Genomic DNA, 20,959 nt, shown 5'->3' with positions numbered 1-20,959 from the left:
CTTATCGTCCCTATGGCTTACACCTCCCGTTTGCTCAATGCGATCCCTGGCATCCGCCACGCTTTTCTCGATGTCCATGAAACCGCCGCCTTTCCCTATGCCGAGCTGGCTCCGGTGAAGCTGGTGCATGGTAATGAGGTTCATCATTATCAGCAGCCGCTGCCGACGCGCCCGCACGCCGACGCGGTGTTTACCGCGGTAGCCGGGCAAAAGGTGGGGGTGGTGACCGCCGACTGTCTGCCGCTGCTGATCGCCTCGCGCGACGGTCGCTACGTCTGCAGCGTGCATGCCGGCTGGCAGGGGCTGGTCAGCGGTATTGTCGACAACAGTCTGGCCTGTTTTCGCCAGCAGGGGGTGGCATTGGCCGATCTGGTCATCGCCGTGGGGCCGTATATTCACCCCTGCTGTTACGAAGTCTCCGCCGGATTCTATCAGCAACTGCTGGACCAGCCCGGCGGTGACCGGGTGGCCCGCCATCGCCAGCGGCTGTTCCACTCCCGTTCGGGCCCGGTCAGCGATCCGCTCAAAGCCGCCGCACGCGGCAGCGATAATCTGTGGTTTGATCTGCGCGCCTTTGCCGAAGCGATCTTCGCAGAGGCGGGGGTGGCGCCGGCGAGCGTTGAATGGCTGGGGAGTTGTACCTACTGCACCCCGCAGTCGCTGGGCTCCTACCGGCGCCGGACCCATTTTCCGGCGCCGAAGAGCTTTCAGTATTCGTGGATCATGCGCGAGGCCTGAGGCGGGCTCGCGCTAGAGCACCCGAAAACCGTGGGTGCCGTCGCGGGCCAGCTGATCCACCAGGCCATACTCCCACTCCAGATAGGCCTGCATGGCCTCGGCGGAATTATCGGTTCCTTCGTACGGACGACGATAGCGATCTCGGCGCTCGACGGCGAGGCCGCTATCGCCATGCGCCAGCGGCAGACCGGCGGCGATCCACGCCAGCGTCCCGCCGGTAAGCAACTGCACCGGTTTACCGGTCAAGGCCGCCACCTCCGGCACCGCGTAGCGGGCCAGCAGACTGCTGCCGCAGGTCACCACGTAACGTTGGGCGGGAGGGATTGCTTCCAGGGCCTGGCGCAGCTGCGAGCGCGTTAGCCACCACGCGCCGGGGATATGGCGAGCGACAAAGTTGGCGCTGGTAGTAAAATCGAGCACCACCGTACCGGGTTCTTCCAGCTGTTGCGCCAGCTGCGCCGGGCTTATCTCCTCCGCCTGCGGGCCGGGCGGCACCTCGGCGGCTGGCACCCCGCGTTCGCTCAACTGGCTGGTCGACAGCGCGCTCAGCCGCGCCGTCTCCCAGCCCATCTGCGCCAGCCACGAGCCGGTTATCGCCGCCCGGATGCCATCGTCATCCAGCAGCACAATGCGCGCCCCTCGTACGCTGGCGAAGTGGTCGGTCTCCTGCACCAGCTGGCCGCCTGGCGCGCTCAGGCTGCCGGGATAGTGACCCGCCGCGTACTCTTCGGGGCTGCGGACATCAAACAGGAAGGTGGTGCGGTCGCTCTGCTGCAGCCAGCGTTGCAGCGTGGCCTCATCGATGACCGCCACCCCGGCCCGTTCGGCAAAATGCGCCACCTCAGCGGCCCGGGCGCCGGAGGCGCGGGCGGAGGGATCGTATTGCCGCTGTTGCTGGTGCGCCAGCGTCTGGCCGGCCAGCGTCCAGCCGATAGTGCCATTGCGCAGGGCATGGACCGGGTTTGGCACGCCGGCGTTGATCAGCGACTGGGTGCCGATGATGCTGCGGGTGCGTCCGGCGCAGTTGACGATAACCGGCGTCTGCGGGGAGGGCGTCAGGCTCTCTACCCGCAGGGCCAGCTCGCCGCCGGGCACGCTGATGCTGCCGGGGATGCTCATGGTCTGGTACTCATCGAAGCGCCGGGCGTCGACGATCACCACCTCCTGCCGGCTGTCGATGAGCGCCTGAACCTCCTGGGCGCTGAGCGACGGTGTGTGACGCACGCTTTCCACCAGCTCGCCAAAGGCTTTACTGGCGGAGTTGACGTCCTGAAACAGCTCGCCGCCGCTGCGGCGCCAGCCGGCGAGACCCTCGGCCAGCAGGGCCACATCCTGATAGCCCCAGGACCGCAGCCGTTCGATGGCGATCTCCGCCAGACCCTCGCCGTTGTCGTAGACGGTGAGCGGGGTGGTGAAGCGCGGTATCCGCCGGCGGACCTCCAGCTCCAGTTTGCTGAGCGGCAGATTGACGGCAAACAGCGGATGAGCGGTGGCGAAATCGGCCTCTTCACGGACGTCGATCAGCGCCAGTTCACGACGGTCGAGCAGCGCCTGGCGGATCCCGGCGGCCTGGCGATAAGCGTAGGTGGACATAGTGGTTATCCTTGATGTTCGCGGGAGGAATCCCAGATATTGGGTAAATGGCGGTTAGAGTAGCCGGAGATAAACGGTTTCTGCTGCCCTTCCGGGGTATACACGGCGCGCTTCACCGCGCCGATATTGCCGCCGTAGACATGAATGCTGATAGAGACGCGATCCGCCAGCGCATTGCTGACGCGATGAATATCGCCATCGTCAGCGGAGACTTTCTCCACCTGGCCTGCTTCCAGAAGCGTGGCGGCCCCCAGCGCGCGCGGTATGCCATCGGCATCCAGTTGGTAGCGCTGGTTTTCCTCCGCGCCGCGCAGCATCCCAATGGCCCCCCACACCCGGTGGTCATGGATCGGCGTCGCTTGCCCCGGTCCCCAGACGAAGCTAACAATCGAGAAGCGCTCCCCGGAGTCGGCATGCAGCAGATACTGCTGGTAATGGTGCGGATGCGGCAGGGTGTACTCTTCCGGCAGCCAGTCGTCGTAACGCACCAGCGCCGTCAGCCGCTGCGCCACGGCGTCAAGCAGCGGGGCGGCCTGGTGGTGTTCGCGGTGCAGGCGGTCTACCTCATGAATGAAATGGCGTAATTTTTCCAGTCGTGGTGCAGTCATGTGCGGTTCCTGTCAGAGGGACTGGTCAAAACGCTAACAGAGGCGTTAATATTATTTAAATGCAATTTACGCATATATTAATATGCAAATTTCACATAAGGATCCTATGCGCATTGACGATATCGACGCTTTGCTGGCCACGGTGCAGTTTTCCTCCCTCAATCAGGCCGCGGAATATCTGGGGATCACCCAGTCGGCCATCACCCGGCGCCTGCAGCGTCTGGAACAGGAGCTGAACGTCACGCTGTTGGAGCGCCAGACCCGCCCGCTGACCCTGACCGCCGCCGGCCACCGGGTGTACGAGCAGTGTCTGAGCATTAAGCGTGAGACGAAAAAACTCTACAGCCTGTTGGATCCGGAAGGCGAGCCGCGCGGCGCGCTGCGTCTCGGCGTGCCGCAGAGTCTCAGCGAGATTGCCCTGCCGGCGGCGCTGTCGGCGCTGAGCCAGCAGTTTCCCGGACTGTCGCCGCAGATCACCTGCGGCTGGAGCGGACAGCTGCAGCGCCGGCTGGAAAACGGCGAGCTGGACGGCATGCTGGCGATGGGGCCCGCCCAGCAAAGCTTCGCCGAGGGCTACAGCGGGCGCCTGCTGTGTCCCCTGGAGGTGGTGCCGATCGCCGGCCGGCGTTTGAATTTGCGCGCGTCATCCCTGCTGGAGTGCGCCGAACGGGGCTGGATCCTTAACCCCGACGGCTGTGGCCTGCGCGCCGGGCTCATTCGCGAGCTGCAGAGCCAGGGATTGCGGTTGACGCTCAACGTCGAGAGCGCGGGCGCGCAGCTGCAGATAGCGCTGGTGGCGCAGGGGCTGGGGCTGGGTCTGGTGCCGAGGGCGGCGCTGGCCAGCAGCCCGTGGCGGGACGAGATCGCGGTCCTCAGCCTCAGCGATTTTCAGCCTGCGGTCTCACTGTGGCTGATCCACGCCCAGTATCTGGCGAACCTGCAGCCGCCGCTGACCTTTTTCGCCAGCAAAGTGGTGCAGCAGCTGACCGTATCCGACTGAAAGCACTATGCATTTTTGTTTAATGCTAATTAAGCATATTAAGATATGATAAAAATGCATTTTGCTCATTAACACGCTCTGTATAGGGTAATGACCAGCGCCGCTGTCGCGGCCACTCCATTACCCTGACGCAAGGAGTTGTTCATGAGCATTCAGTTTCTCGGCATGATTGGCCACCGCCTCTCTTCCGAAACGATTGCCCCGGTGGGGCCGATCTTTGACCGCGACTATATCGTTCGCTTTGCGCAAACCCATGAAGCCGCCGGGTTTGATCGTCTGCTGGTCGGCCACTGGTCCGATCAACCCGACGGCTTTCTGGTGACGGCCCTGGCGGGACTGTCGACGCAGAAAATTCAGTACCTGCTGGCCCATCGTCCCGGTTTTGTTTCCCCAACCCTTGCCGCGCGCAAATTCGCTACCCTTGAGCACCTGCTGGGGGGCCGCTTGGCGGTGCATATCATCAGCGGCGGCAACGATGCCGAACAGCGCCGGGATGGCGATTATCTCGACCACGACCAGCGCTACGCTCGCACCGACGCCTTCCTCGACACCGTGCGCCAGGTGTGGACCAGCGAGCAGCCGGTGGATATTCACAACGATTTCTATCAGGCCGAGCAGGCCTGGTCCGCCATTCGCCCGCTGCAAAAGCCGCATCTTCCCATCTACTTCGGCGGCTCGTCGGAAGCGGCCATCGCCGTCGCCGGCAAACATGCCGACGTCTTCGCGCTGTGGGGCGAGTCGCTGGCGCAAACCGGCGAGACCATCCAGCGGGTGCGCGCCGAAGCGGCGAAACACCAGCGTGATATCGGCTTCAGCGTCTCGTTCCGGCCGATTATCGCCGACAGCGAAGCCGAAGCCTGGGAGAAAGCCGAGCATATCCTGCACGTCGCCACCGAGCAGGCGGCGCAGCGCGGGGGCGGGTTCAAAGCCAAACCGGACAGCATCGGCGCCCAGCGGCTGCGGGCCACCGCGGCGCAGGGCAGAGTGGTAGACAAACGTCTGTGGACCGGCATCGCCCAGCTGGTGGGCGGCGGACATAATTCCACCGCGCTGGTGGGCACCCCGGAGCAGGTGGCGGATGCGCTGCTCGACTACTACGACCTCGGGGTGCGTAACTTCCTGATCCGCGGCTTCGATCCGCTGAACGACGCGGCCGACTATGGCCGGGCGCTGCTGCCGATCGCCCGGGAAAAAGCCGCCCGGCGTGCGGTGGCGGAGCGCGCATCGTGATCCATCCTGAGCGCGACGACTGGGCCCGGCAGCTGACGGCGCTCCGCCAGCAGATGGCGGAGCAGGCAGCCAGCCTTGACGCCAGCGGCGAGTTTCCCTGGCGTAATATCGACCATCTGCGTGCGGGGGGCTGGTTAAGTCTCGCCGTGCCGCCATCCTGCGGCGGCGCGGGCGCCAGTCTGGCCCAGTTGCAGCAGGTCATCGCCGCCATCGCCTGGGGAGAGCCGGCGACAGCGCTGATCGTCTGCATGCAGTATCTCCACCATTTGCGGCTGGCGGAAAACGACGCCTGGCACGCGCCGCTGCGCCAGCAGGTTTTTCACGATGCTGTCGAACACGGTGGCCTCATCAACAGCCTGCGCGTCGAGCCGGAGCTGGGCTCCCCGGCGCGGGGCGGCCTGCCGGACACCGTGGCGACCCGTCGCGCGGAGGGCTGGGACATCAGCGGCCATAAAATTTATACCACCGGCATTGAAGGGCTGCGCTGGCTGGCGGTGTGGGCCAGAAGCGATGATAACCCGCCGCTGGTGGGCACCTGGCTGGTGCCTGGCGACAGCCCGGGCATCAGCGTGGTGAAAAGCTGGGATCACGCCGGGATGCGGGCCACCGGCAGCCATGAAGTTATTTTTAACCACGTGCGGGTGGCGGCAGAGCACGCGGTGGATGTCTGGCCGACCGATGCGCCACCCGCCGCCCAGGCCGAACCGTTTCGCCTGTTCGCCAACCGGCAGACGGCGCTGCTGGCGGCGATCTATGACAGCATTGCCCACGCCGCTCACGACTGGCTGGTGAGGTGGCTGGCGGGGCGGGTGCCCGCCGGTCTCGGCCATCCGCTCTCTCGTCTGCCACGGGTGCAGGAGAAAGTCGGGCAGATCGCCGGGCTGCTGCTGGTCAACCGCAGCCTGCTGGAGCAGGCCGCCGCGCTGCGCTTTTCCGCCATCGAGGCCAATCTGGCGAAAGTCACCATCACCGACAACGCCATTCAGGCGGTGAATATCGCGCTCGAGCTGACCGGCAATCATGGTCTCAGCCGACAAAACCCGCTGGAACGCCACTACCGCAATGTGCTCTGCGGACGGGTACATACCCCACAGAGCGACAGCGCCTGGCTGGCAGCCGGCAACTTCGTCTTTCAATCACAAGGATAATCACGATGCGTCTATCATTTTCAGGCCGGGTGGCGGCCGCGCTGATGCTGCTGGCGCTGGGCGGCTACGCGACAGCGCAGGAGCGGCTTACCCTGCGTATCGCCGATCAAAAAGGCGGCATGCGTTCGCAGCTGGAGGCGGCCAACGCCCTGCAAAATCTCCCTTACGACATTAAGTGGGCCGAGTTCCCGGCCGCCGCGCCGCTGGCGGAAGCCCTCAACGCGGGCGCCGTGGACGCGGGGATCATCGGCGATGCGCCGTTGCTCTTCGCCCTGGCCAACGGTGCGCCGGTCAAAGCTATTGCCGTGGATAAAAGCAACCCGGCGGGGACCGCGGTGCTGGTATCCCCCGGCAGCACGTTAAAAAGCGGCGCTGATTTAAAAGGCAAACGCATCGCCACCGGTAAAGGGTCGATTGGTCATTTCGTGGCGCTGAAAGCGCTGGAGCAGGCGGGGATTTCACCGAAGGAGGTGCAGTGGGTGTTCCTCGGCCCGGTGGACGCCAAAGTGGCGTTGCTAAACGGTTCGGTGGACGCCTGGGCGACCTGGGAGCCCTACACCACCCAAATGGTGAAGACCAACGAGGGGCAGATCCTGGTGAGCGGCAAAGGGCTGCTGCCGGGGAATACCTTCCTCGCGGCAACGGATTCCGCGCTTAACGATCCGCAAAAACGCGCCGCGCTGCAGGATTATCTCCAGCGCCTGGCCGGCGCCGAGCGCTGGGCCTACGCCAATCTCGACAGCTACGGCAAAACGTTGGGGGAGATCATCCGCTTCCCGGCGGAGATCGCCCGCGCGCAGTTTGCCAACCGCCAGTCGCAGTGGCAGCCTCTGGTCGAGGAAACAGTGGCCCAGCAGCAGGCAACGGCGGACTTTTATCTCGCCAACGGCCTGATCCGCACCCGGCTGGACGTGAAGCCGACCTTTGACCGCCGTTTTAGCGTGCCCGCCGCCGAGGTGACGCCATGACCAGAACCACTTTTTCCCGCCGCCGTTTTTTACAGCTCAGCGGCGGCCTGGCGCTGGCCGGGGTCTCTCTGCCGCTGTGGGCTCATGATATGGCGGACATGGCCGGCGGCGATGCCCATCCGGCGCTGCGCCTGCCAGAGCCCTACAAGATCAAGCTGGCGATCAACAAAAGCGCGGTATGCCTCGCGCCGGTCGCCGTCGCCGAGCAGCAGAAGATATTCAGTAAATACAACCTCGACGTTGAGTTTGTTAACTTCGGCAGCTCCACCGATGTGCTGCTGGAGGCGATCGCCACCGGTAAGGCCGACGCCGGGGTGGGGATGGCGCTGCGCTGGCTGAAGGCGCTGGAGCAGGGCTTTGACGTCAAGCTCACCGCCGGGACCCACGGCGGCTGTCTGAACCTGCTGACGGCTAAAGACTCGCCGTTCGGCGGCCTCGAGAGCCTGAAGGGTCAAACCATCGGCGTCACCGACATGGCCGGACCGGATAAAAACTTCTTCGCCATTCTGCTTAAGCGCCACGGTATCGACCCGATCAGCGACGTGCAGTGGAAAGTCTACCCGGCGGATCTGCTCAGCGTGGCGCTGGACAAGCGCGAAATCGCCGCCATCAGCGGCAGCGAGCCGTTTAGCTATCGTCTGCTGGAGACCGGTAAGTATCAGCTGATCGCCAGCAATATGACCGGGGATTATGCCAACCTCAGCTGCTGCGTGCTGGGGGTGAGCGGGAGCCTGGCGCGGGACCATAAACCGGCCGCCGCGGCGCTCACCCAGGCGATCCTTGAGGCGCACAGCTATGCCGCTGCGCATCCGGAAAGCGTGGCGCAATCCTTCCTCGCCCATGCCCTGAATACCAGTGAAGCGGAGGTGAGCGGCATCCTGCACGGGCAGGGCCACGGCCATCACGCGGTGGGCGAAGCGTTCGTGAAAGAGCTGACGCAGTATGCGGTCGACCTGCAGCGGGTGCAGGTGATCAAGCCGGGTACCGATCCCCATCAGTTCGCGGAGAGTATCTATGCCAACGTATTCGCCTGAGCAGGCTCTGGCGCGCCCCACCGGCCGCGCGCCGCTGTGGGGAGAAGGGCTGCTGGCCGCCGCGCTGTGGCTGCTGGGCGGTCTGTTTACTCTTACCTGGCCCGACTCCGGGCGGCGCTGGCCGTTTAGCGAAGGCTGGGCGCTGGCGCAATTCACCCTCGGCGGCGGCTTGCTGCTGCTGGCGCTGAGCTATCGCTACTGGCGGGCGCGCGGCGCGCGTGTGCTGCATGCCGGCAAGTGGCTGGCGCTGCTGCCGGTGCTGTTTGCTGTCTGGGAAGGGCTGACCGCCAAAACTGCCGTGTTGCCGGTACCATTCTTCGCGCCGCCGCAGGCGCTGATCGAGGTGCTGCACGACGACTGGCCGCGCCTGCTCGACAGCCTGCTGCACTCCCTGGGGCTGCTGGGGCTCGGTGTGCTGCTGGGTACCAGCAGCGGGTTCATCACCGGTCTGGCCATCGGCTGGTCGCAACGGATTGGCTACTGGGTGCATCCGGTGTTACGTCTGCTGGGGCCGGTGCCGTCCACCGCGCTGCTGCCGCTGTGCCTGTTTATTTTTCCCTCGAGCTTCGGCGCCAGCGTGTTTTTGATCGCGCTGAGCACCTGGTTCCCGGTCACGGTGCTGACCTGGTCCGGAGTGATGGGCATTGATAAGGCGTGGTACGACGTGGCGCGGACCCTCGGCGCCAGCCAGCGTTTCCTGATCCTGCGGGTGGCGATCCCCGCCGCGTTGCCGAACGTCTTTGTCGGCCTGTTTATGGGGCTCGGCGCGTCGTTTTCGGTGCTGATTGTCGCCGAAATGGTCGGGGTGAAGTCGGGGATCGGCTTTTACCTCCAGTGGGCCCAGGGCTGGGCGGCCTATCCTAATATGTATGCCGCGCTGCTGGTGATGGCCTTGTTATGTTCCGGCCTGATAAGCGGATTATTTATGCTGCGTGACCGTCTGCTGAGCTGGCAGCGAGGAGGGATGCAATGGTAACCGAGACGATAGCGCGCGGCGCGGCGGTATCCATCAGCCATCTTCATCATGCGTTTACGCTTGGCAAACAGACGGTACCGGTGCTGGAGAATATTAGCCTGCAGCTGCGCCCGGGGGAAAGCGTGGCGCTGCTGGGCCCTTCCGGCTGCGGTAAATCAACCCTGCTGCGGCTGCTGGCGGGGCTGGAAGCGCCGCAGAGCGGACAGATGCAGATCGACGGCGCGGCGCTCGGCGCCCCGGGGCCGGAGCGAATTCTGGTGTTTCAGGATCCGACGCTCTATCCGTGGCTGACGGTGCGGCAGAACGTGCTGCTGGGCCCGCAGGCGCAGGGGAAAAAGGGGCTGGAGGCGAAGGCAGACGCGTTGATTGACCGCATCGGGCTGCAGGCCTTCAGCGAGGCGTGGCCGCGGCAGCTGTCCGGAGGGATGGCACAGCGTGCGGCGCTGGCGCGCGCCTTGTTGAACGAACCGCGTCTGCTGCTGCTCGACGAGCCGTTGGGCAAACTCGATTCGCTGACCCGCATCAGTATGCAGCGGGAGCTGATCGCCCTCTGGCAGCAGCAGGGGTATACCAGCCTGCTGGTGACCCACGATATCGAAGAGGCGCTGCTGCTGTGCGAGCGGGTGCTGGTGATGTCGCCGCGTCCAGGGCGGATTATCGCCGAGTTTGCGCTGCCGCTGGCTTTTCCCCGTCATCGCGATAACCCGCAGCTGCTGCAGCATCGTCAGGATATATTGCGCATCCTCGGCCAGGAGGCGGATTGGTAAGCTGAACGCATTCCCCGGTGGCGCTGCGACAAATGTCACGGAAAGGTAGGCCGGTGCAAGCGCAGCGCCGCCCGGCAATGGGCATCCGGCGCCAGGCGCCTGTTTTTGCCCGGTGGCGGCTGCGCCTTACCGGGCCTACGAACTGCGACAAATGTCACGGAAAGGTAGGCCGGCGCAAGCGCAGCGCCGCCCGGCAATGAATATCCGGCGCGACGCCATGGTCCGGCTTAAAAATCCATCTTCACCGTGAACTGCACTTCGCGCGGGTCGCCAATCTGGTTGCCGAGGTTATTGGTGCCGATCGAGGAAGTGTAATAGGTCTTATCAAACAGGTTCTTCACATTCACCTGCAGCGTCACCGGATACTGCAGCTTCATCTTATAGGCGGCAAACACATCCGCCACCGCATACCCCTGCAGATAATAATCCGCGCCGTTGGTGCCGGAACGCTTGCTGACCGCATGGCCGCCGCCGCCGACGGTCAGGGTATTGCTGTTATAGACGTTATGAATATCATAGGTCAGCAACAGCGAACCGGTATGTTTCGGTACGTTTGGCAGCGGTTTCCCGGCGTAATCCGGATCTTCCAGCACTTTGGCGTCGGTGTAGCCGTAGCTGGCGATCACGCTGAGGTTATCGGTGATGGACCCGGCCAGATCCACTTCCACGCCCTGGGAACGCACTTTGCCCGCCGTTTTGGCCACCGTCTCATCGCCAATGCTCTCGGTGTACAGCACGTTACGCTTATGAATATCAAACAGCGCGATATTGGCGGTAATGCCGTTTAACAGGTCGAATTTGGCGCCCACTTCGTAAGAGGTGGACTCTTCCGGCGGCAGCTCGCCGATATAGCTGGCGATCGACGACTGCGGCATAAACGACTGGGCGACGTTGGCGAACAGAGAGACGTTCGGCGTGACCTTGTAGACCAGGCCGGCTTTCGGCGTCCATTTCTCATCGCGGCTGTCGGTATTGACGTTAAACGGTCGGCCTTTACCGGCGTACTGGGTGTAGTACTGGTAGCGCACGCCGGCGACGGCGATCCAGTTGTCGGTCAGGTACAGCGCGTTCTGCACGTATGCGGCATAGCTCTCCTGCTGGATTCGCTGGTCGCTGTCGGAGGCGGAGACGGTATTACAGGTGTCGAGAGTGCCGTAGACCGGATGATAGATGTTAAAGCCTTTAACGTTCTTACAGCGCAGCATATCGGTGCGCAGCAGATCGTAATTCTCATAGGCGACGCCGGTCAGCAGCTCGTTATAAAAGCCGCCCACTACCACGTTGCCCTGCAGGTCGGCGCGGGTGGAGTGCATCTTCTGCGTTGAACCGTGGGTACCATCGACCCGGCGGGTGAGGTTGCCGGTCGCCGAATCATAGGCCATCACCCGCGCCTGGTTATCGTTATAGTGATCCTGGCTGTAGCTGTAATCGAAGCGCGCGGTCCAGGCGTCGTTAAGGCGATACTCGGCGTTGAGCTGAGCGAGATCGGAATAGCCATCGGTAATATTAAACGCTTCATCGAAGCGGGTTTTGCGATCGACGTTAACCGCATGGCCGGTATTCAGATCGAAGATAGTGCCGCGATCAAAGGGGGCGCTGTAGTCGCGGTGCGAATAGGACGCGGTCACCGTTGCCCGCTCGCCAAACCAGGTCAGGGAAGGGGCGATAAAGCTGCTTTTGTTTTTACCGAAATTGCGCCAGTAATCCTCATTCTGATATTCGCCGATCAGTCGGTACGCCAGATTTGTGCCTTCGATGGGGCCGGTGATGTCGACGCTGCCGGTGCCGCCGCCAAAGCTGGTGGAGGTCCCGGAAACCGAACCGGAGAACTGCCGCTCCGGCCGTTTAGTGATGACGTTGATCAGCCCGCCGGGGTCGAGGATACCGTACAGCGTCGAGGCGGGCCCCTTCAGGACTTCCACCCGTTCGGTGGCGGCGTTAAAGCTGCGCGGCAGCACGGTGCGCAGGCCGTTGGTCATGATCGAGCCGTCGCGGTTGGCGCCGAAGCCGCGGCGGGTAAAGGCGTCCTGGGTACCGCCGAGGGTGTTGGTCTGCACCACGTTAGCGACGTTATACAGCGCCTCATCGAGTGAGGTGGCGTGCTGATCTTCGAGAACCCGATCGCTGACGGTATTGACCACTTGGGGAATATCCAGCAGCGGCATCGAGGTTAGCGTCGCGGTGGCGGAGCTGAGCGGCTGATAGCCGCTTGTGGCGCTTTGCTGCGCGCCGTCGGCCACTACGGTGATGGTCTCTTCCGCGTCGTTAGTACTTTTCGCCGCGCGATTGTCGGCGGCCATTAATCCCGGTGAGGCTAAAAAAAGAAGCGAAAAAAGCGCGCGCCCTGGCAACGTCCTGCAGGCGACATGGGGTTGAGTCATTATCTGTTTCTCGTGAACGAATCTGCCTTTGCGGTCAGATTAAGCCAATAAAATCATTGCCCTGAATAATAAAAGCACTCTGTTTAGCGTCTGAATGCGCCTTCAGATGTGTAATTGAGAATCATTCAATCATGAAGGGATGTAGTAGTAAACGTTATGCAAGATAAAAATTCAGCGGCGAGGAACAGGACGTTTTAAACACCTCCAGTAGGGAATGTTCTGTAGTTATCTATCTGATATTATTTTATTTTAATTATATTGCGTTGGCACAGTCTCGCTGTAGTCAGCGTCCCCGTCTGAAGACGATGGCGAGTATTGACTACTACATTCATCCCCGTCATGATCAAAAGAGAATGAGATTTATTTTGATTTGACTGCAGAATGTCCAGCTATCGCCTGGAACGCTGCGGCGCAGGAGCGAGTTATGCCACAGCGGGTGAAACCTGCAGAGCAGGGGATCGTACTGGATGCCCTGTCGGCCGGCTACGGCCAGACCCTGAGCGTTGACGATATCAACCTGACCATTCCCACCGGCAAAATGACGGTGCTGGCCGGGGCGAACGGATCCGGCAAATCCACGCTGCTCTCGACCATCGCCAGAATGCTGAAACCGCTCGGCGGCTGCGTGCGTCTGGACGGGCAAGCCATTCACCAGATGCCGACGAAAGCCGTCTCGCGCCAGCTGGGCATCCTCCCGCAATCGCCGTTGACCCCGGAAGGATTGACCGTTTTCGAGCTGGTCTCGCGCGGGCGCTACCCGTGGCAGGGGCTGATGCGCCAGTGGTCCGAGGCCGATGAGCTGGCGGTAGAGGAGGCGCTGCGCTTAACCGGTACCGCCGAATTCGCCCATCTGCCGGTGGACAGCCTCTCCGGCGGCCAGCGTCAGCGCTGCTGGATCGCCATGGCGCTGGCCCAGCAAACGGCCACCATTCTGCTCGATGAGCCGACCACCTGGCTCGATCTGCGCTATCAGGTCGATATCCTTGAGCTGCTCCAGACCCTCACCCGCGAACATGGCCGCACGGTGGTGACAGTGCTCCATGACCTTAACTTTGCGGTGAACTACGCCGATCTGCTGGTATTCCTTAAACAGGGGCGCATCGCCGGCACGATTAGCGACAACGACGTCTGTAGCCCTGAGCTGATTAAACGCGTGTTTGACGTTGACGTGCAGATGTCGATTAACCCGCAAACCGGCAAACCCTTCTTTATGCCGTTTCGCGCCCGCCAGGCAGCGGCACAATGAGCGTGGCCATCCTGCTTTCCGCGCGGCGTCGCCCCCGCCCCCGGCTGGCGCTGCTTCTGCTAACGCTGCTGCTTATCGCCGCCTCGCTGGTGCATCTTGGCTTAGGCGCCCGCTGGATCGCCCCGCAGACGGTGCTGCGAGCGCTGCTGGAGTACGATCCGCGCAACTTTGAGCAGCGGATTATCATCGATCTGCGACTGGTGCGGCTGGCGGCGGCGCTGCTGACCGGCGCGGCGCTCGGCGTCGCCGGGCTGCTGCTGCAGACGGTGATCCGTAACCCGCTTGGCGAGCCGCATATTCTCGGGCTTAACGCCGGCGCCTCGCTGGCGGTGGTGGCGACCTCGGCGCTGGGCCTGTCCTTCGGCGCTTTCCCCGCCGGGCGCCCGCTGACCGCCGCCTGCGGCGCGGGGCTGCTGTTTGGTGGCGTGATGGCGCTGGCCTCTGCCGGGCGCGGCGGGGCGACGCCGCTGCGCATCACGTTGTGCGGAGTGGCGCTGTCAGGGTTTGCGTCGGCGGTGACGGCGGCGATATTGATTCTCGATGAACAGACGCTGCTGGCGATGCGCACCTGGCTGGCCGGCGACCTGGCCGGAATGAACTGGAGCACGCTGCAGACGGCGCTGGTCCCGGCGCTGATCGGCCTTGGCGTCGCGTTGCTCATTGCCCCACGCCTCAACGTGCTGGCGCTGGGGGATAAGGTGGCGCTGGGCCTTGGCGTTAATCTCGTCCAGACGCGGCTGCTGGGCCTGCTGGCGATTGCGCTGCTCTGCGGCGCGGCGGTGGCGGTGGCCGGGCCGATCGGCTTCGTCGGGCTGGTGGTGCCGCACGTGGTGCGCCGTCTGGTGACGGAAGATATCCGCCTGGCGCTGCCGCTCGCGGCGCCGGTGGGGGCGCTGGCGCTGGTGCTGGCGGACATCGCCGCCCGGACGCTGGTCGCGCCGCAGGAGCTGGCCACCGGAGCGATGACCGCCCTGGTGGGCGCGCCGTTGTTTATCTTTATCGCCGCGAGGTTTTTTAAATGACGCGCGCCGTTCACCGGGCCGGTTTTCGGCCGCTGGCTTTCGCCTCCCGTCATCTGCTGCTGCGTCCTGCGGCGTTAAAAATTGCCGCCAGCATAGTGCTGACGCTGCTGGCGCTGGGGCTGTACAGCCTCAGCCGCGGCAGCTATCCGCTGCCCGCGTCGACGCTGGCGCGGGCCCTGCTGGCGCCGCAGGAGATGGGCGAGCAGCCGCGCTTTATTCTGTTTGATATCCGCCTGCCGCGGATCCTGATGGCGCTGCTGTGCGGGGCCATGCTGGGGCTGGCCGGCGCGGCGATGCAGAGCATCACCCGTAACGGGCTGGCCGACCCGGGGCTGATCGGCGTCAAAGAGGGGGCCAGCATCGTGGTTCTGGCGCTGGTGCTGTTTTTCCCGGCGGTAGGCCTGGTCTGGCGGCCGCTGGCGGGGATGGTCGGCGGCATAGCGGTGGCCCTGCTGGTCCTGACGCTGGCCCGCGACTGTTCGCGGCCGCGCTTTATTTTAATTGGCATCGGCGTCTCCTGGAGCCTGGCGGCCGCGGTCGGCATCTTTATGACCACCGCCGACGTACGCGACGTGCAGACGGCGATGATCTGGCTGGCGGGCAGCCTGCAGGCCGCCACCTGGCCGCTGCTGGCGGTGGCTTTTTGCTGGGCGCTGCCCGGGGCCATCATCCTGTTCTGTACCGCCCGGGCGGCGGACGTGGCGCTGCTGGGCGACCGGACCGCCATCGGCCTCGGCGTACGTCTGCAGCAGCTGACGGTGCTGCGCTTTTTCGCCCCGGTGCTGCTGACCTCGGCCAGCGTCTCCTGCGTCGGCAGCCTGGGTTTTGTGGGCCTGATGGCGCCGCATATGGCGCGTTTCGTGCTGCGCGGCGGCCAGGTATCGCTGCTGTGCGGCAGCGCGCTGATTGGCGCCTTGCTGGTGCTGGCGACCGATACCCTTGGCCGGCTGGCGTTTGCCCCGCTGCAGATCCCGGCGGGGATTGTCATTGCCCTGGTGGGCTGCCCGTTCTTCGTTGTCTTGCTCTGGCGTCGCCGTGATGCCCTTTAACCAGGAAGGTAGTATGCGTTGGTTCGTCTCATTGCTGCTGTTGCTGACGGGGGCCGTCAGCGCCGCCGCCCCACAAACTCAAACTTTCACCGATGATTTAGGCCGCACCGTCACCGTGCCGCTGCATCCGCAGCGTATCGTTTCGATGCACGATCTCGACATTACCATTCCGCTGATTGAGCTCGGGGCGCCGCCGATCGCCAGCCACGGCCGGACGCGCCCGGACGGCAGCCACTACCTGCGATCCAGCGCCCAGCTCACCGGCGTCGATTTCGACAACAGCGATATCCGCTTTATTGGCACCGCCGATATCGATCTGGAAGCGGTAGCCGCCGCCAGGCCGGATCTGATCATCACTGAGCCCAGCCGCCACGTGTCAGTGGAGCAACTGGAGAAGATTGCCCCGACGGTGAGCATCGACCATCTGCAGGGCAGCGCCCCGGAGATTTACCGCAAGCTGGCGCAGTTGACCGCCACCCAGCCGCGGCTGGCGATCCTCGAGCGCCGCTATCAGGAGCAAATCAAGCAGCTGAAAGCGATGGTCAACCCACCGCAGTACAGCGTCTCAGTGATCCAGGCGAACAACGGCAAGGTCACGGTGCATCATTCGTATCATGCGCTGGGCCGGGTGCTGCGCGACGCCGGGTTCCGCTTTCCGCCGCTGATTGAGCGGATCCCCGACGGCCAGCGCATTGACGTCAGCGCGGAACAGCTGCCGGAGCTGGACGCTGATTTTGTCTTCGCTACCTGGCGGTCGGATACCGGCGGTAAGCCGCAGGATGAGCTGCAGGCGATGGAAGGCGTGATGCCCGGCTGGTGCGACTTTATGCGCGCCTGCCGCACCGGGCACTATATTTTACTGCCGCGGGAAGAGGTGATCTCTAACTCCTACGCCGCGCTGTCCCTGATGGTGGCCCAGGTGCAGTCGCATATTGCCGGCAGGCCGATCCCGGCGGAGGCCAAATGAAAAGCGCGTTAAAAAAAGAGAAGGGCAAAGTCGATCTTTTCGGCGAACGCTATCGCGCCCGGGCGCACCAGCTCTCCCCCCGGCTGCGGGCGGTGGTCAGCTATATCAACGACAACCGCGAGGTGGTGCTGGAGCATACGGCGATGGAGATCGCCACCGCGACCCAGACCTCCGACGCCACGGTGGTGCGCGCCATCCAGGCGCTGGGCTTCGCCGGGCTGCGCGAGCTTAAGCAGACCATGGAGCGCTGGTTCGGCACCTCGGTCACCTCGGCGGAAAAGATGCGCTCGACGGTTACCGCGCTCTCCAGCGACGTCAACTCCAGTATTGATTTTGTGCTTGAAGGCCATCAGCGGGTGTGCGAGGTCCTGTCGCGGGCCGACAACCGCGCGGCGGTGGCTCAGGCGGTGGCATTGCTCAGCGACGCGCGCCAGGTGGGGATCTTCGGTATCGGCGCCTCGGGGATCCTCGCTGAATACACCGCCCGGTTGTTCAGCCGTATTGGCCTGCCGGCGTACGTGATGAACCGCACGGGCTTTAGCCTTGCCGAACAGCTTATCGGCCTGCAGCGCGGCGATGTGCTGATCATGATGGGGCAAAAATCCCCCCATCGCGAAGGGTTGACCACCCTGCGCGAGGCGAAGCGGCTGGGTATTCCGACCATCCTGCTGACCCAGGCGGTGGACTCGCGCTTCAGCCAGGAGGCGCAGGTGGTGATCGACGTCCCGCGCGGCGGGGACAGTAGCCGGATGCCGCTGCACGGTACGGTGCTGGTCTGTCTCGAGATGATTGTCCTGTCGGTGGCCTCTACCACGCCACAAAAAACGGTGAAATCCCTGAAACGAATCAACGATCTGCATCGGGCTATCGGTAAATCCGGCGGTAAACGGGGCCATTGAGAAGATAATTCACCAGCGGGAAGGTTTCCGGTTGCATATAAAAGTGAGTGTGTGTATTTTTATGCAAAATAAATGCATAAAAAGGAAATCTCATGGTCAAGAATTTGCTCAAAGCGTGTTGCATGATAGCCGCGCTGACGGCTGCCGGACAGGCGGCTGCGGAAACCTATACCGTCGGCTCCGGCGGCACCTACCGGCCGTTTGAATTTGAAAACAGCCAGAAACAGCTGGAAGGTTTCGACATCGACATCATCAAAGCCATCGCCAAAGCCGAAGGCTTTGATGTTAAGCTGGTCAATACCCCATGGGAAGGCATCTTCGCCACGCTGAACACCGGCGACCGCGACATCATCATCTCCGGGATCACCATCACCGATAAACGCAAACAGATGGTCGATTTCTCCGCGCCGTACTTCCCGGCTGAACAGTCTATCGTCGTCGCTCAGGACTCGCAGGTGGATTCGCTGGCGGCCCTGAAAAACGAGAAGGTCGGGGTGGTGAACTCCAGCACCGGCGATATCGTGGTTTCTGAGGTGCTGGGTAAAAACAGCACCGCGATCAAGCGCTTCGACAATACCCCGCTGATGCTCCAGGAGCTGTTTGAGGACGGCGTCAGCGCCGCGGTTGGCGACGTCGGGGTGGTGAAGTACTACATCAAACAGCACCCGGAGAAGCAGTTCAAGCTGGTGCCGGATGCCAAATTTGAGCGTCAGTATTTCGGTATTGCGGTGGCGAAAGGCAACAGCGAACTGCTGGGCAAAATCAACGCCGGGCTGCAAAAGATCGTTGCTGACGGGACTTACGCCAAAATCTATAAAACCTGGTTCGACGACAACGTGCCGACGCTGCCAGCGCAATAATCCACCTTTTTCAGTGACCACGGCTATCGCCCAGGCGATAGCCGTATTTTTTAGGGAAGGACTATGACGGGATTCCGTTGGGAGATCATCGAGGAGTACGGCCCGCTGTTTGTGGACGGCGCCCTGATGACGATTAAATGTACCATTATCTGCGTGATCCTCGGGACGCTGTGGGGGTTAACTCTCGGTCTCGGGCGGATGGCGAAGGCCGAGCACGGGCCGTGGAAATATATTCTCCGCTACCTGGTGCAGTTTCCGGTGCGCTTTTACGTCAGCGCCTTCCGCGGCACGCCGCTGTTCGTGCAGATTATGGTGGTGCACTTTGCGCTGGTGCCGCTGTTTATCAACCCGCGCGACGGCCTGCTGGTGACCAGCGGCCTGATGAGCGCCGACTTTGCCCGCGAGCTGCGCGCCAGCTACGGGGCGTTCCTCTCCTGCATCGTGGCGATCACCCTTAACGCCGGGGCCTATGTGTCGGAGATTTTCCGCGCCGGCATCCAGTCGATCGACAAAGGGCAGATGGAGGCCTCCCGCGCGCTGGGCATGCCGTGGTGGAAAACCATGCGCAAGGTGATCCTGCCACAGGCGTTTCGCCGTATTCTGCCGCCGCTGGGCAATAACGCCATCGCCATTGTCAAAGACTCGTCGCTGGCCTCGGCGATTGGCCTGGCCGATCTGGCCTATGCCGCGCGCACCGTCTCCGGCGCCTACGCCACCTACTGGGAACCCTACCTGACCATCTCTCTGGTCTACTGGGTGATCACCTTCCTGCTGGCGCAGCTGGTTAACCGTCTGGAAAAGAGGTTTGGCAAAAGTGATTCACATTAATAACTTACATAAGCGCTTCGGCGACAGCCACGTGCTGCGCGGCATCAGCTGCGATATTAAACCGCAGGAAGTGGTGTGCATCATCGGCCCGTCCGGCTCGGGGAAAAGCACCTTCCTGCGCTGCATGAACGCCCTGGAGACGGTCAGCGAAGGCGAGGTGGTGGTTAACGGCTTTGCCGCCCACGACCGGACCACCGACCTCAACAAGATGCGCGAAAGCGTCGGCATGGTGTTCCAGCGCTTTAACCTGTTCCCGCACATGACGGTGCTGGAAAACCTGATCATGGCGCCGATGAATCTGCGCAATATGCCGCGCCAGCAGGCTATCGACCTGGCCGAAGCCTTGCTGGCGAAGGTGGGCTTAAGCGATAAGCGCGACGCCTGGCCCTCGAGCCTGTCCGGCGGCCAGCAGCAGCGGGTAGCCATCGCCCGCGCGCTGGCGATGAAGCCGTCGATAATGCTGTTCGATGAGCCCACTTCGGCGCTGGATCCGGAGCTGGTGGGCGACGTGCTGGAGGTGATGAAAAACCTCGCCAGCGAGGGGATGACCATGGTGATCGTGACCCACGAAATGGGCTTTGCCCGCGAAGTGGCCGACCGGGTGATCTTCATCGACCAGGGCGTGATTCAGGAAGAGGGCAAGCCGGGGCAGATCTTTAGCGCGCCGAGCAACCCACGCACCGCCGCGTTCCTCAGCAAGGTGCTGTAAACCGGGCGGGCTGGCGCGATGCCAGCCCGCTGAGCATTCCGGGTGTATTGACGAAGCTTTTAATCATCCGCGCAAACATTGACTGGGCTCATATATCCCGCGATAACCCCTTTGTTAATCTCAGGGTGTCGATTAGGACTTCTCCAGGAAAATAACGTTGGAAATCTTTTTTTAACCCACTGAAAAATAGCGATTAACTATTTTTCATACGCCAAAAATCATGGTCCGTTAATCACGGACTCGGTTTCGTATGGGTTAAAAAAGGTACGTTATGACAGTTACATGGACGGTCACGCCCGTGGGGTATCAGCACATTGCCAAACGCTGCCCCGCCTGCAATGTAAAACGCGACTTTGCGCCTTCCGGCGCCATCCGGGTGAATTCGCAAAAGAAGCTGCTGGATATCTGGAGCATCTATAAATGCACGCACTGCGATTACACCTGGAATATCGCCCTGTTTTCCAGGCTGCACGTCAGCAAGATAAACCGTGAACTGCTTCAGCGCCTGCTGCAGAACGATGCAGCCATGGTTCACTATTATGCCGCTGACCTCGCGACGCTGAAGCGCAACCGCGCCGAGCCGTCGGGGCAACCTGATTTTCGTATTCACGAGCAATGGTCGGTTACGTTGATGGCATATCAGCGGATAACGGTGCGCGTCAGAGTCAGTCAGCCATTTCGCATCAGCCTGCTATCAATACTGAAAAAACAGCTCAAGCTGAGTACGGCTGAAATCCGGTGGTTGGTCGCGACAGGGCATATCGAGGGTATTTCACTAAAACAGCTCAAGACGAAAAAGCTGAAGGCGATGGAATATGATTTTCAGCTGGCGGCGGAAACGCTGTATGCGCGACGCCGGATTACGTTATCACTTTGCGGTAGATAACTTGCCGGGAAGATAAGCCGCAGCGCTTGAGCTGCTGGCTTTTTTATTCC

Annotated in this window: 18 protein-coding genes and 2 pseudogenes; 17 read left to right on the top strand and 3 right to left on the bottom strand. The window is 62.6% G+C overall.

The window, feature by feature from the left end; translation table 11 throughout:
- The first annotated feature begins 12 nt into the window (after window positions 1–12).
- Window positions 13–738, top strand: coding sequence for a polyphenol oxidase family protein (locus tag BHE81_RS08310; protein WP_009307636.1), 726 nt, complete (start codon window positions 13–15; stop codon window positions 736–738).
- Between the two features lie 12 nt (window positions 739–750).
- On the opposite strand, the gene BHE81_RS08305 is transcribed toward BHE81_RS08310, so the two are convergent.
- Both BHE81_RS08305 and BHE81_RS08300 read right to left on the bottom strand, forming a co-directional pair.
- Complete coding sequence (locus BHE81_RS08305; RefSeq protein ID WP_004215159.1) at window positions 751–2,331, bottom strand: rhodanese homology domain-containing protein; 1,581 nt, start codon at window positions 2,329–2,331, stop codon at window positions 751–753.
- A gap of 5 nt (window positions 2,332–2,336) precedes the next feature.
- Window positions 2,337–2,939: a cysteine dioxygenase type I gene (locus BHE81_RS08300; protein WP_023301821.1), complete on the bottom strand. Its 603-nt coding sequence runs from the start codon at window positions 2,937–2,939 to the stop codon at window positions 2,337–2,339.
- A gap of 106 nt (window positions 2,940–3,045) precedes the next feature.
- Between BHE81_RS08300 and BHE81_RS08295 the strand changes: the two genes are divergently transcribed.
- From BHE81_RS08295 to BHE81_RS08265, 7 genes and pseudogenes are all read left to right on the top strand, one after another.
- Window positions 3,046–3,939, top strand: coding sequence for a LysR family transcriptional regulator (locus tag BHE81_RS08295; RefSeq protein ID WP_023342759.1), 894 nt, complete (start codon window positions 3,046–3,048; stop codon window positions 3,937–3,939).
- A 144-nt stretch (window positions 3,940–4,083) separates the two neighbouring features.
- Window positions 4,084–5,179, top strand: a pseudogene (locus tag BHE81_RS08290) (LLM class flavin-dependent oxidoreductase).
- On the top strand, window positions 5,166–6,317 hold the full coding sequence (locus BHE81_RS08285; protein WP_004151831.1) for an acyl-CoA dehydrogenase family protein: 1,152 nt from the start codon (window positions 5,166–5,168) through the stop codon (window positions 6,315–6,317). Before BHE81_RS08290 ends, BHE81_RS08285 begins: the two are co-directional and overlap by 14 nt.
- A 5-nt stretch (window positions 6,318–6,322) precedes the next feature.
- Window positions 6,323–7,285, top strand: coding sequence for an ABC transporter substrate-binding protein (locus BHE81_RS08280; RefSeq protein ID WP_023342760.1), 963 nt, complete (start codon window positions 6,323–6,325; stop codon window positions 7,283–7,285).
- Complete coding sequence (locus BHE81_RS08275) at window positions 7,282–8,319, top strand: ABC transporter substrate-binding protein (RefSeq protein ID WP_023282699.1); 1,038 nt, start codon at window positions 7,282–7,284, stop codon at window positions 8,317–8,319. The genes BHE81_RS08280 and BHE81_RS08275 overlap by 4 nt, the downstream gene beginning before the upstream one ends.
- A complete protein-coding gene (locus BHE81_RS08270) occupies window positions 8,300–9,295 on the top strand; it encodes an ABC transporter permease (RefSeq protein WP_023301824.1) in 996 nt (331 codons plus the stop codon). Before BHE81_RS08275 ends, BHE81_RS08270 begins: the two co-directional genes overlap by 20 nt.
- Window positions 9,289–10,062: an ABC transporter ATP-binding protein gene (locus BHE81_RS08265; RefSeq protein WP_002908439.1), complete on the top strand. Its 774-nt coding sequence runs from the start codon at window positions 9,289–9,291 to the stop codon at window positions 10,060–10,062. Before BHE81_RS08270 ends, BHE81_RS08265 begins: the two co-directional genes overlap by 7 nt.
- A gap of 227 nt (window positions 10,063–10,289) precedes the next feature.
- Here the strand turns inward: BHE81_RS08265 and BHE81_RS08260 are convergent, their stop codons facing one another.
- Window positions 10,290–12,362: a TonB-dependent siderophore receptor gene (locus BHE81_RS08260; RefSeq protein WP_023301825.1), complete on the bottom strand. Its 2,073-nt coding sequence runs from the start codon at window positions 12,360–12,362 to the stop codon at window positions 10,290–10,292.
- A gap of 505 nt (window positions 12,363–12,867) precedes the next feature.
- Here BHE81_RS08260 and BHE81_RS08255 point away from each other — a divergent pair.
- The 9 genes and pseudogenes from BHE81_RS08255 (at window position 12,868) to BHE81_RS08215 (ending at window position 20,909) form a co-directional block, all read left to right on the top strand.
- A complete protein-coding gene (locus BHE81_RS08255) occupies window positions 12,868–13,689 on the top strand; it encodes an ABC transporter ATP-binding protein (protein ID WP_023301826.1) in 822 nt (273 codons plus the stop codon).
- Window positions 13,686–14,711 (top strand): FecCD family ABC transporter permease, encoded by a 1,026-nt coding sequence (locus tag BHE81_RS08250; RefSeq protein WP_004175714.1) that lies wholly within the window; start codon window positions 13,686–13,688, stop codon window positions 14,709–14,711. Before BHE81_RS08255 ends, BHE81_RS08250 begins: the two co-directional genes overlap by 4 nt.
- The gene (locus BHE81_RS08245) at window positions 14,708–15,760 is read left to right on the top strand and encodes a FecCD family ABC transporter permease (RefSeq protein ID WP_004175715.1); all 1,053 of its coding nucleotides are present in this window, start codon (window positions 14,708–14,710) and stop codon (window positions 15,758–15,760) included. The genes BHE81_RS08250 and BHE81_RS08245 overlap by 4 nt, the downstream gene beginning before the upstream one ends.
- Entirely contained in the window at window positions 15,750–16,727 is a 978-nt protein-coding gene (locus BHE81_RS08240; RefSeq protein ID WP_073545859.1) for an ABC transporter substrate-binding protein, read from the top strand. Before BHE81_RS08245 ends, BHE81_RS08240 begins: the two co-directional genes overlap by 11 nt.
- A pseudogene (locus BHE81_RS08235) lies at window positions 16,693–17,626 on the top strand (MurR/RpiR family transcriptional regulator). The gene BHE81_RS08240 and the pseudogene BHE81_RS08235 overlap by 35 nt, the downstream one beginning before the upstream one ends.
- A 92-nt stretch (window positions 17,627–17,718) precedes the next feature.
- A complete protein-coding gene (locus tag BHE81_RS08230) occupies window positions 17,719–18,486 on the top strand; it encodes a basic amino acid ABC transporter substrate-binding protein (protein ID WP_002908376.1) in 768 nt (255 codons plus the stop codon).
- A gap of 63 nt (window positions 18,487–18,549) precedes the next feature.
- Complete coding sequence (locus BHE81_RS08225) at window positions 18,550–19,314, top strand: amino acid ABC transporter permease (RefSeq protein ID WP_004151161.1); 765 nt, start codon at window positions 18,550–18,552, stop codon at window positions 19,312–19,314.
- Window positions 19,301–20,023 (top strand): amino acid ABC transporter ATP-binding protein, encoded by a 723-nt coding sequence (locus tag BHE81_RS08220; RefSeq protein ID WP_020805118.1) that lies wholly within the window; start codon window positions 19,301–19,303, stop codon window positions 20,021–20,023. Before BHE81_RS08225 ends, BHE81_RS08220 begins: the two co-directional genes overlap by 14 nt.
- A 298-nt stretch (window positions 20,024–20,321) precedes the next feature.
- Window positions 20,322–20,909, top strand: a complete 588-nt coding sequence (locus tag BHE81_RS08215) for a DUF1062 domain-containing protein (protein ID WP_024622674.1) — start codon at window positions 20,322–20,324, stop codon at window positions 20,907–20,909.
- Window positions 20,910–20,959: the final 50 nt, after the last annotated feature.

It is taken from the genome of Klebsiella sp. AqSCr (genome assembly GCF_008452795.1).
Taxonomy (GTDB): domain Bacteria; phylum Pseudomonadota; class Gammaproteobacteria; order Enterobacterales; family Enterobacteriaceae; genus Klebsiella; species Klebsiella pneumoniae.
This window is presented reverse-complemented; position numbering and strand designations above follow the sequence as displayed.